This window comes from Bacillus sp. RB3 (assembly GCF_030164735.1).
Lineage (GTDB): Bacteria > Bacillota > Bacilli > Bacillales > Bacillaceae_G > Bacillus_A > Bacillus_A cereus.
The window spans coordinates 66,429-77,232 of record NZ_JASNGE010000022.1 but is presented as its reverse complement, the minus strand read 5'-3'; the positions used below and the strand labels follow the sequence as shown (position 1 = coordinate 77,232).

The following is a 10,804-nucleotide window of genomic DNA, read 5'->3' as shown; positions in this document are numbered from 1 at the left end:
GTACAATACCGGGCTCATACCCTAGAGGCTGCCTAATGAAACGACCTGTCTAACTTTCGGGGGTCACTTCAGCACCCTGAACGGCTTTTCTTATTAAGTTAAATCACGTTTTAAAAACACAGTATATGAAATACATAAAAATACGAACAAATAAAGTAACAACATACATGATGCAAACGGGAATGTTACTCCATCAATAAAACTTCCATTCTTTGAAATACTATATAAATCTGTGTTTGCTGGCAATAAATATTTCGCCCAGTTATATCTAGTGGCTGCTAATAGCGCAATATTGCCTGATAAAGCAAGGAATAGTGAAATACCAATTGCACCTCCACTAGATCTCGTTAACACAGAAATCATAAATGCAAACGATGCGTACACAACCGTTGGTAACCACGATAAAACATAATATTTACTTGCTTCTACAAAAATGTTTTGTTTTATTATATTTCCATCTTGGAAAATAAACTCACTCCATGCAGGCTGTTGGAATTTATAAATAACAAGTCCACATAAAGCGGAGAAGATCATATTAAATATAAATAATAAAGCTGCAAATATAACAATTGCTAAAAATTTTGCTGTTAAAATTTTAAAGCGACTCGCTGGTCGTATCGTTAAAAATTTATATGTTCCCCAGCTATATTCATTCGCAAAAATTGTACTTGCATACACGAGGATAAATGGGAGCAAAATTGGAAATACGATAAAACCTGTATCTCTCATGAAAGAAAGTGGAGAACTGCTTGCCGGTGCTGTATCCGTATCTAAATGCTTCATCTTAAGCTGGTATTCTTTTACAAGCTCATCCCCTGATTTTTCTGCTAAAATAGCTTCTTTTTTCATGCCAAGCTTTTTCTCAATTTCTACAGTTCGTTCTGTATAATCTACTTTCCATCCTTTTGTTTCCGGTTCAAAATACTTTACCGTAACCCATCCTAATCCGATTATTAATACTGCAATAACTGCAAATGGAATAATCGTTCGCTTCCGCTTAAATATTTTATACAGTTCGTTATATACTAAATTAAACAATATCTTTTCCCCCTGTTAATTCTAAAAATTGCTCTTCTAACGTTTTTCTTTCTTCATATACACGATACACTTGAATATTTTTCTCAAGCAATGTACGAATAACATTTGGGATTTCTTCATCTTTTACATTAATAAGTAATTCATTATCTTTTACTAAAACATCATGCCCTAATATTTCTGCTGCTTTATTCGCATCATCTACACGTATACGGATCGTCTCCATCTCTTCGCTTTGGCTATGCTGAATATTTTGCGTAGCCACATATTCCCCGTGCTGAATAATGATAACTCTGTCACACATTAATTCAACTTCTGAAAGTAAGTGACTTGATACAAGTACAGCTTTTCCTTGTTCATGTGCAATTTTTTTTATGTACATTCTCATTTCATGTATTCCACTAGGGTCTAATCCATTTGTCGGTTCATCTAGTATCAACACGTCTGGATCGTGAATAAGTGCCTGAGCGATTCCTAAACGTTGTCTCATGCCGAGTGAATACGCTTTTACTTTGCGATCAATTACTTGTCCCATCCCTAACAATTTCACTACTTCATCGATGCGTTCTTCGGTCACATTACCATTCATTCGTCCGAAATATGTTAAATTTTCATAGCCGCTCAAAAAAGGATAAAATTCAGGTGTCTCAATTACCGCTCCAATTTTCGCAGCTGTTTTTTCGAATTGCTGTTTCACAGATTGACCATCAATCCATACTTCACCTTCTGTCATACGGATCATACCAACCATCATTCTCATTAAAGTCGTTTTTCCAGCACCGTTTGGTCCGAGTAAACCGACAACCTCGCCTTTTTTCACTTCAAAACTAATATTTTGTACAAGTGTCTTTGATCCGATTTGCTTCGTTAACCGATCGACTTTTACAATTGATTGTTCATTTGTCATTCTATACAACCTTTCCTTCCCATTCTTTGTCAGGTCTTTTCACTGTAACATGATTATTTTTATGTGTAAAATAGAAAAAAGCATGATTTCTCATGCCCTTTCTTTAAACCGCAACGAATTTCCATCTTTTAAATTTCGAACAAATCGATAACATTGCATCATCGATATTAAAACGACAGTCATCATAATTACACTAATAATTACAACTGCATATATTGTAATTGGCGCACTATTTATTCCTTGTATCCCTGCGACTTTCATAAAGATAACCGTGAATAATTTCAAAAATAGCATCCCATTAATTAATCCAAAAACAAATGCTGCTCCATAAATGAATAATTGCTCCTGACATAATACACATAGTACCTCTTTTCTTTTCATATTTTCTTCTACATAAGATATAAACTCCTCCCTCCTCACATGCAAAAGGGAGTACATCATTTTATATGTAGTAAAAATACATATGAAAATTAGTACAATAAAAAGTGTGTAAAAGTACATTTGAAATACAAATGCATTCCCTACTTTCAAAATAGCTCCTTCATTAAATTGTAACGATATCATAAAAAACAAAATCATAGTACTCATAGCAATCCACATAAATTGCTTCATCCTTTTGGTAGCAAATGTTATAATATTTTTTCTCGCTAACCGACATAAAGACATAAAATTCTTCCCCTACCTTATTACATACGCATTCTATACTACTAGTGTATAAAAATATGACATTTTAAACATCGCACTACAATCGGAATTTCTTCTAAGTCTTTAGTCCTAGAAAACGAAATGATAAAAAATCACATTTAGAATATAATTGTAAAAAGGAGGAGGTTGCATGCGTATAAAATTACTATCAATCTTGTGTTTATTATTACTCACAAGTTGTAGCCAAATAAAAAACAATGAAGTTGCCATTGTTGAGCCATACAAATTAACAAAAGAGCAAGCTTCTATTTTACAAATGACTCCTTTTCAAGAAGGAAATAGCATATTTTATAACGTTACGCTTAAAAATGATAAAGATGAAATAAATGCTACAATTGATTATTATAACAATGGTAAGAAAACAAAAGAAATTGCTAATATAGCTACCTCACATTTTTCAAAAAAGAAAGTAAAGCTTTCTTTTTTACCACCACATTTCCAATTTGATAAAGATATACAAGAAAAAAGGCAGTGGTATCTGAATATTGAAGGTGGTTCAACACTTGTTCCTGAAGAAGCGCCACCAAGCGTAAATAGCTCTGCAACTACTACAATCCAATCTATAAAAAATTTAAAATACAATCAAAAAACAACTTTAGCTGCTGTAATCCAAACCAGTAAAGAAACTGTAAGCGTCCCTACAATTGACGAAGAAAAGGGTATTGATTTACTCTTAAAAGAAAATGAACACGTTTATCTATTTAGTATCGAGCTAAAAAAAGAACAATAAAGCGGAAATGCAACTTAAGTTGCATTTCCGCTTTATTGTTTAATAAGGTGTACTTTTATGGATTTGAATCAAATCCATTTTCTGTTACTACTATTACTCATCTTCTACTTCTATTCTTTTCTTCTCTCTTGCAATTTTTAAAAACTCTAGCAGCTCTGGATTACTATTCATTTTTTTGTAAGCCACTGACATTTCTGCAACGAAATTAGAATCATATAACTCTTTATATACAACTTCTGTTTTATATAACTTATTTGCCGACACGGGTATTACTGTAATTCCAATCCCTGCTGCTACAAGCCCCATAACTGTTTGATACTCTGTTGCTTCTTGTACAATACGTGGACTAAATCCAACTTCTCTACAAAGAGATAAAATTGTATCATACAAAGCTGGCCATACTGGTCTCGTAATAAATACAAACGGCTCATCTCGTAAATCTTCTATATGTATTTCATCTTTCTCTGCAAGTGGATGTGCCTTTGGTAAACACAAAGTGCAAGATAACCTTTGAATTGGCTCTAATTCTAATAATTGCGTTGGAATTGGTGGACGTAAAAAGCCAATATCGATACGGTTATCATGAAGTGCATGAACTTGATCTGGTGTTGACAATTCATGTAATGCAACAGACACTCTCGGAAATTTCTTTCTATATTCCCTAACAATTGATGGTAAAATATCATATATCGCCGCACCTACAAAACCAATTGAAAGTGATCCTACTTCTCCCCTTTGTGCACTTTGTGCAACTTCTACTGCTTTTTCAATTTGTTCAAACGCCTTTTTTACTTCTTTTAAAAACATTTCTCCTGCTTCTGTTAGTTCAACCTTTCTTTTCGTTCTTGAAAATAATGTAACTCCCATTTCTTTTTCTAATTGCTGTATTTGTTGACTAAGTGGTGGTTGTGTCATTTGTAAACGAGCAGCCGCCCGTCCAAAGTGTAACTCTTCTGCCACAACAACAAAATATTGCAAATGCCGTAATTCCATTTTTGGACACCCTTTTCACTTTCGATTAATATGTCTTATATATTAATAACATATAATTTATATATTAGACAAATATTTTGAATGAACGTATAGTAGAAATTGTTAATTCTTTTTTACAATTTTTATGTAACAAAAGAAAGAGGTGGTTACTGTATGAAATGGTGGAAGTTAAGCGGACAAATTTTATTACTATTTTGTTTCGCTTGGACAGGTGAATGGATTGCAAAACAGGCACACCTCCCAGTTCCAGGAAGTATAATCGGTATTTTCTTATTATTAATTTCATTAAAATTTAACCTAGTTAAAAAAGAATGGATACAGGACGGAGCAGATTTTTTATTAAAAGAACTTATTTTATTTTTCATCCCTTCTGCAGTCGCTGTCATACGTTACAGAGATACACTAACACAATATGGAATCGATCTCATTTTAATTATTATGATTAGCACTCTTTGCGTTACCTTAGTTACAGGACTTTTAACAGAATTGCTACTAAAGCGGAAAGGATCAACGCAATGATCGGATTTCTTTGTTTACTATTAACACTATTCACATATTGGCTATCAAAAAAAATGTATCAACGCTGGAATTGGAGTCTACTTTCTCCTCTTCTCGTCTGTCCCATTATTTTAATTGCTTTATTGCTCGGATTAGATACACCTTATGAAACATATGAATCTGGTGGTCATTGGTTAACTGAATTATTAAAACCCGCAACAGTTGCTTTTGCATGGCCAATCTATAAATACTTTGATTTATTAAAGAAACATGGAATGGCTATCTTACTTAATGTCATTGTCGGTTCGTTTTTATCAGTCATTACTTCAGCACTACTAGCAAATTATTTTCAAATTGATTCATCACTAGAACATAGTTTAGCGCCACATATCGTAACAACACCAATCGCAATGGCTATTTCAGAAATGATTGGTGGCATGTCACAATTAACTGCTGTATTTGTCGTTTTAACTGCCTTAACAGGAGCATTGCTCGGTCCTTCTCTCATACGTATTTGCCGTATTAAAACAGCAATCGCAAAAGGTATTATGTTAGGAACAAGCGCAAATGGAACCGGTACATCAAAAGCATTCGAAATCGGTCCTGTGGAAGGAACAATTGCAAGTTTATCTATGCTTTTAACAGCAGGCGCTAGTTTAGTTATCGTTCCGCTTTTCTTGTCTTGGATACATTAAAGAAGCAAGTATTTACATACTTGCTTCTTTATCTATATATTGGCACAGCAATTCATAATCCTCTGGAAAAGCTAAACACAATTGTTCAACTTCATGTATCCCTTTCCAAGCAATTTCATGTATTAACTCATCAGGATCTTGGATTTTCATATTACCGCCTATTTGTTTAACAAAATAATAATGGACATACACTGGAACACCGTATGTAATACCCTCTTTTTCATATATTTTATTTACAACTTCCACATTGTAACCTGTTTCTTCCCAAACTTCCCTAATACAACATTCTTCTAGTGTCTCTCCCTTTTCAAGTCCTCCACTTGGGACAGACCACCTTTTTTCTTCTCCCTCTTTGCCCTGCAGTACCATTAAAACTTCCTTTTTTTCATTTACACATACCGCTGCACTACCTATCCATCTCTCCATAAACATCCCTCCCCTACTAAAATTCGCCCTCTTTTTTATTTTCCCCTTGAAAAAAAGAGGAAAAAAATAAAACAATGACGAAAGATTACATCAACTTCATAGGCAATCCCTTCTTAGAAATTAAAACTGGAAGGATGAAAATATGATTTCTAATTATGTTGTGGAATGTGTCTTTTGTGAAGAAAATCGAAAGCCTCGCCAAGCTATTGTCACAGTTCCCGCCACTACTCAGCTACTAGCCATTGAAAAAGTGCGTGCGGAATGCAAACGTCGCTTCGGAAAAACTGTATTATTACAAACAGAAATTAAAGAAAAAATTGTTTTTGAACAAAAAGAAAGCTGACCATCAATTGGTCAGCTTTCTTATCCGATCATATTTTCACATGAAGATTAGGGGCATCCTCTTTAAGGATCGGGATTTTCCCATTATGTACGTTCCATAATGGTCATCGAACAATATATTTCTATACAATTAACTATTGAATAGAATAGGGCAAAACTTGTTCGCATTTTTAGAAAAGGGATAGGGATATAATTCAAGTAGTACTTCGAATACTCGAACTTTACACTCATAATATTAAAACAAATCCTTTTATATGGGAAATATGAATTACCTACATAATTCATTCGTAAAATATATTAATAGTTTGCTATATTAATTTTATCCCGCTATTTGTAAGCAGTAACCCCCTACTTATTATAATTTCACCTTATTCCATCAATAGCATACATCCAGCTAAAACCGGTGTCATAATCATCGAAAACCTCAAAAGCATTCGCGGTGCATAATTTGTAAACTTCGCGCCAATATATGCCCCTAACATGGTCCCAATTAATACTTGCAATAACAATATATAATCTAAATATCCTTCCGAACTATATCCTAGCCCACCTCCAATTGCAATCGGTAATATAACAAGCATCGTTGTCCCTACAGATTGCTGAATCGTTAGTCTCAATAGAACCATTAATCCAAGCTGAATAAACGGTGCAGAACCAATCCCAAATGAACCAGCCATCATTCCAGTAACTAATCCAAGGCATATACATTTCAACAAGTAGTTCATGGAAAACTCTTTATGCTTATATAAAGATGACTGTTCTTTGTTTTGGAACATAATTAATTTAATAAACATAAAAATTGCCGATAAAAATAACATCCCAGCTGTAAACCAATGAAGAAGATGTGCTGGTATAAGTGAACCAAATTTAGAACCAATATAAGAGCCAATTGCGCCAAATCCTCCAACAATCCCGCCTATAATAAATGCAACATTGCCTTCACGGTAATGACTGACAACACCTGATAATGTCGTAAATGCCATTGCAGTTAAAGATGTTGCAAGAGCAACATGAATAGGAATATGAAATACTAAAGTGAGTATCGCGATAATAAACCCAGCTCCTCCAGCTCCAACAAATCCTAATAAAATACCCATTACTAACATTGTTATAATAATTGCCACAGACTTTCCCTCCAGTAACACAATTATCCATCATATTTATCCTTACATACAAATAAAAAGCATCCTAGACGGATGCTTTTTATTTCAAAAATATGTACTTAATCTTGATTAATCAAAATAACCGCTGGACCAGCGACCACTACTCCAGCTACTTCTATTTTTTCAAATTCCTTTACTGTAATAGATATAACTCCTTCTCTTTCCATCAATTCTTTACTCAGGACATCAGTCGGGATTGCTTTCACCGTCTTACCTCCTTTTCATTTATACAATATGATAAAGTAAAACTTTAATGAGTGGGGTTTTTGTCCGTACTTATTAATTATTACCCCTCACCAATCGGACTAATAATCACCCAATGCATCTATATATATGCATCACCTCCGCTTTCATTCCTTATTCCACTCAAAAACCTCCTCCCCCTTCCGTGACATATTGAAAAATAAAAAAGAAGCTATAACATATAGCTTCCCTCTACGTTTCTTTAATCTTTATGCACCGTATATTCCATGACTTTTCCAACTCTATCAAATTGGAAAACAAGCTGTTCGCTATCTATTGGAATAAAGCCACGTTCAGTCCCAAGATAATACAAAGTGGTAACTCCTTCTTCCCCACTTCTCGTTTCCGTTGGAGCTCCTAACAATTGTATAATTTCTTCATTTGATTTCCCTATTAATTTATATTTTTGTAATAGATCATCTACCATATATACCCGCTTATCTGCATGATTTAACCATCTATTTTGATTAAACTTTGATGTATATTCATTTACACTTAGTTGTACAGTGCACACTATTAATGGTATGAGTGCTACTATTAAACCCCCCAACATTTGCTTGTTTTCTTCATTACGATTTTTAGAAACATATAAAATAGCCCTTTGAATCATGACTAATAAAACAAATGGTATGAATACTACAAAAATGCTCCTTACACTTAAGGGTATATGGACCATATCAATGACGAATATAAATAGAATGTACATTACTATATACAAACAAAAATAGACATACAAAATGCCACGTAGCATAGCGTTCAGAAAGATCTCCCCTTTTAACTCACTATATAAATCATCCGGCTAATCATTTCTCGAATCTGTTCTAATTCTTGCACTGTATATACTACTTTCCCTGCTAAGATTTCATTTCTGAAGAACGTTACAATTTGCTCCCGATTTTTTAATCTAGGTGTTTCCTCACTAGAAAGATCTATTATTTCTTTTCCATTTTCATTATAAAAATATACAACTGGTTTTACCTTTTCTTTTATACTATTAGCCTGCATTTCTTTCAAACAATTGTATAAAATTTGAGATAGTTTCTTCGCCTTATATACTGGATTTCCTTCATTTTTCACTTGTATAGTTGACGAATCTTTACCTACTATATATTCAAATGTCTCTTCTTTTTCAACTTCTTGTTGATACTTACCCATTTCATCAATCATAAATGAATATATACCAGCATTTTCTTTCGTTAAACCATGAATTAATTTCTCTTCCCATTCTTTCGTCTCAAGTAGATAAATACCAGTTTTGCACAAGATGAGATGATGGATTCGATTATCGTTTATTTCACTATTATTTTTAATAAAAACATTCGGCATGATTTGAATTTCAGCATCTAATATGATGCCTTGCTCTATGAATCCTCGCTTCATATAATGTAATGTTTCGTACGTATTCATTTCAGCACCGTTTTTAGTATATTCTCGTAAATTTGCAATTAATTTTTGAAACATATGTATTTCGTTATTATGTTTATTTTGTATTTCACTACGTTCTTTACTATGCTGCATAGCTAATTGATTTTTCATCATACGCATATTTTCAATTTCTCTATTTGCACTTACTTGTAAATCATTGTATTTTTTCTGTTCCATATTTTTTAAATTATTTTGTTGTTCTTTATGCTCTATCACTGTAGCTGCAATTTCATTTTTATACGTTTCAATCGCTTGTTTCTTTTCAAATTCTACTTGCTGACTCTCTGATTCTAACTGTTTATTTTTATAAAACAGCACAAATGCTACAGCTAATAATATTAAAATCGCACCTATTAGCACATAATTCATATTTTTACTCCTTTATTTCATTTTCGATTATTTTTTATAAATATATCTACTATAGTATACTATGGTTTCGATATAGACTTTGTAAAAGTTGTATATTTTTAATAAAAGGCACCTCTGACAGGGCACCTTTTATTTTCACTCTATTGTACACCATACTGAATATAACTCGGATCGTAGTATATCCATTGATTTGTCCCTAAGCAAAGCCATCCATCTTGCTTACTCCACACTCGATACGATTCACCCTGATGTAACTGTCTTATAACATTTCCATTTAATGATGGAGCATCACGCAAATTTACATTATCACCAGTAATAGTCGCCACATAATGTTTATACTGAATATAACTCGGATCATTATATACCCACTGATTTGTCCCTAAACAAAGCCATCCATCTTGTTCTCCCCAAACTTCATATGTTTCGCCACGATTCAATTGGCGAATTACACTAGACTGTAAAGATGGTCCACTTCTCAAATTCACATTATCTCCATTAATTATAGCAACCCCGTACACTGGAGTTGCATTATTAGGCGGGGAAACATTACCTCCACCACTTGCTCCATTCCCTTTTAAAGCTTCTAATGAAACTGCAGCTGATACATCACAATTTCCTACGCCTGAAATTTGTCCAGAATCTGTGTACTGCCACGCTGTCCACGCTGTCCATCCACCAGCATCAGCAGGCGGTGTACTCGAGTATTTAGCAATCCAAAGCGGTATATCACTTAATCCGCTAATTCCGAACTCATTAATATACCAAACTCCTGTATATAACATTACATCTTTTCCAGTAGCCTGTTTCACATAATTTATGAAGCTTCTTGCCCAATTCGATATAGCGTTACCAGTTAAATTACTGTTGCTCCGATCTGTTGGTGATTCTAAATCCAGAACTGGCATTAAGTCTGTCTGGTTATTTTGTAATATACCCACAAAATATTTCGCCTCTGAAATTGCATCATTTTGTTCTGGGCGTGCAAAATGGTATGCACCAATTAATACATTCGCATTTCGTGCTGCTTGTACATTCTTAGTAAAAGTAGGATCAATGTAGTTTACACCTTCTGTCGCTTTTGCATACGCTGCTGGAATTCCAGATGCCTTCACTGCATTCCAATCAATATTCCCTTCCCAATGAGACACATCAATAAACGTAACATTTGAACTTGATCTGTTTTGCATATAAAATCTCCTATCAATTTTTTTACTTCGTATACATACAATATGTACAAGTTTCATAAGAGGACACAACATTTATGCTATAGAAA

Annotated in this window: 14 protein-coding genes; 4 read left to right on the top strand and 10 right to left on the bottom strand. The window is 33.7% G+C overall.

Features of this window, described 5'->3' with window-relative positions:
* Positions 1 to 93: 93 nt before the first annotated feature.
* The 3 genes from QO049_RS22635 to QO049_RS22625 all read right to left on the bottom strand — a co-directional run bounded on the left by QO049_RS22635 (position 94) and on the right by QO049_RS22625 (position 2,608).
* Positions 94 to 1,038: an ABC transporter permease gene (locus tag QO049_RS22635; protein ID WP_000482759.1), complete on the bottom strand. Its 945-nt coding sequence runs from the start codon at positions 1,036 to 1,038 to the stop codon at positions 94 to 96.
* On the bottom strand, positions 1,031 to 1,942 hold the full coding sequence (locus QO049_RS22630) for an ABC transporter ATP-binding protein (protein WP_000180617.1): 912 nt from the start codon (positions 1,940 to 1,942) through the stop codon (positions 1,031 to 1,033). The genes QO049_RS22635 and QO049_RS22630 overlap by 8 nt, the downstream gene beginning before the upstream one ends.
* A gap of 90 nt (positions 1,943 to 2,032) precedes the next feature.
* Positions 2,033 to 2,608: a hypothetical protein gene (locus tag QO049_RS22625; protein ID WP_000050601.1), complete on the bottom strand. Its 576-nt coding sequence runs from the start codon at positions 2,606 to 2,608 to the stop codon at positions 2,033 to 2,035.
* A 169-nt stretch (positions 2,609 to 2,777) separates the two neighbouring features.
* Between QO049_RS22625 and QO049_RS22620 the strand changes: the two genes are divergently transcribed.
* Positions 2,778 to 3,377 carry a hypothetical protein gene (locus QO049_RS22620; RefSeq protein ID WP_001220602.1) on the top strand — a complete coding sequence of 200 codons (600 nt, stop codon included), beginning with the start codon at positions 2,778 to 2,780 and terminating at the stop codon, positions 3,375 to 3,377.
* A 93-nt stretch (positions 3,378 to 3,470) separates the two neighbouring features.
* On the opposite strand, the gene alsR is transcribed toward QO049_RS22620, so the two are convergent.
* Positions 3,471 to 4,370 carry an acetoin biosynthesis transcriptional regulator AlsR gene (alsR, locus tag QO049_RS22615; protein ID WP_000423234.1) on the bottom strand — a complete coding sequence of 300 codons (900 nt, stop codon included), beginning with the start codon at positions 4,368 to 4,370 and terminating at the stop codon, positions 3,471 to 3,473.
* A gap of 153 nt (positions 4,371 to 4,523) precedes the next feature.
* Here alsR and QO049_RS22610 point away from each other — a divergent pair, with 153 nt between their 5' ends.
* Both QO049_RS22610 and QO049_RS22605 read left to right on the top strand, forming a co-directional pair.
* Positions 4,524 to 4,889 carry a CidA/LrgA family holin-like protein gene (locus QO049_RS22610; protein WP_000872365.1) on the top strand — a complete coding sequence of 122 codons (366 nt, stop codon included), beginning with the start codon at positions 4,524 to 4,526 and terminating at the stop codon, positions 4,887 to 4,889.
* Positions 4,886 to 5,563, top strand: coding sequence for an LrgB family protein (locus QO049_RS22605; protein ID WP_000578965.1), 678 nt, complete (start codon positions 4,886 to 4,888; stop codon positions 5,561 to 5,563). Before QO049_RS22610 ends, QO049_RS22605 begins: the two co-directional genes overlap by 4 nt.
* 12 nt (positions 5,564 to 5,575) lie before the next feature.
* Here QO049_RS22605 and QO049_RS22600 read toward each other — a convergent pair whose 3' ends face one another.
* Complete coding sequence (locus tag QO049_RS22600) at positions 5,576 to 5,989, bottom strand: NUDIX hydrolase (RefSeq protein ID WP_000442972.1); 414 nt, start codon at positions 5,987 to 5,989, stop codon at positions 5,576 to 5,578.
* 142 nt (positions 5,990 to 6,131) lie between these two features.
* Here QO049_RS22600 and QO049_RS22595 point away from each other — a divergent pair, with 142 nt between their 5' ends.
* Complete coding sequence (locus tag QO049_RS22595; RefSeq protein WP_000625225.1) at positions 6,132 to 6,332, top strand: DUF3903 domain-containing protein; 201 nt, start codon at positions 6,132 to 6,134, stop codon at positions 6,330 to 6,332.
* Between the two features lie 367 nt (positions 6,333 to 6,699).
* Here QO049_RS22595 and QO049_RS22590 read toward each other — a convergent pair whose 3' ends face one another.
* The 5 genes from QO049_RS22590 to QO049_RS22570 all read right to left on the bottom strand — a co-directional run bounded on the left by QO049_RS22590 (position 6,700) and on the right by QO049_RS22570 (position 10,718).
* Positions 6,700 to 7,455: a sulfite exporter TauE/SafE family protein gene (locus QO049_RS22590; protein WP_000974654.1), complete on the bottom strand. Its 756-nt coding sequence runs from the start codon at positions 7,453 to 7,455 to the stop codon at positions 6,700 to 6,702.
* Positions 7,456 to 7,553: 98 nt separating this feature from the next.
* Positions 7,554 to 7,700: a BC1881 family protein gene (locus tag QO049_RS22585; RefSeq protein WP_000644411.1), complete on the bottom strand. Its 147-nt coding sequence runs from the start codon at positions 7,698 to 7,700 to the stop codon at positions 7,554 to 7,556.
* A gap of 239 nt (positions 7,701 to 7,939) precedes the next feature.
* Positions 7,940 to 8,488, bottom strand: a complete 549-nt coding sequence (locus QO049_RS22580; RefSeq protein WP_284489504.1) for a hypothetical protein — start codon at positions 8,486 to 8,488, stop codon at positions 7,940 to 7,942.
* Positions 8,489 to 8,511: 23 nt separating this feature from the next.
* Positions 8,512 to 9,531 (bottom strand): NERD domain-containing protein, encoded by a 1,020-nt coding sequence (locus tag QO049_RS22575; protein WP_246960944.1) that lies wholly within the window; start codon positions 9,529 to 9,531, stop codon positions 8,512 to 8,514.
* Between the two features lie 140 nt (positions 9,532 to 9,671).
* On the bottom strand, positions 9,672 to 10,718 hold the full coding sequence (locus QO049_RS22570; protein ID WP_246960947.1) for a GH25 family lysozyme: 1,047 nt from the start codon (positions 10,716 to 10,718) through the stop codon (positions 9,672 to 9,674).
* Positions 10,719 to 10,804: the final 86 nt, after the last annotated feature.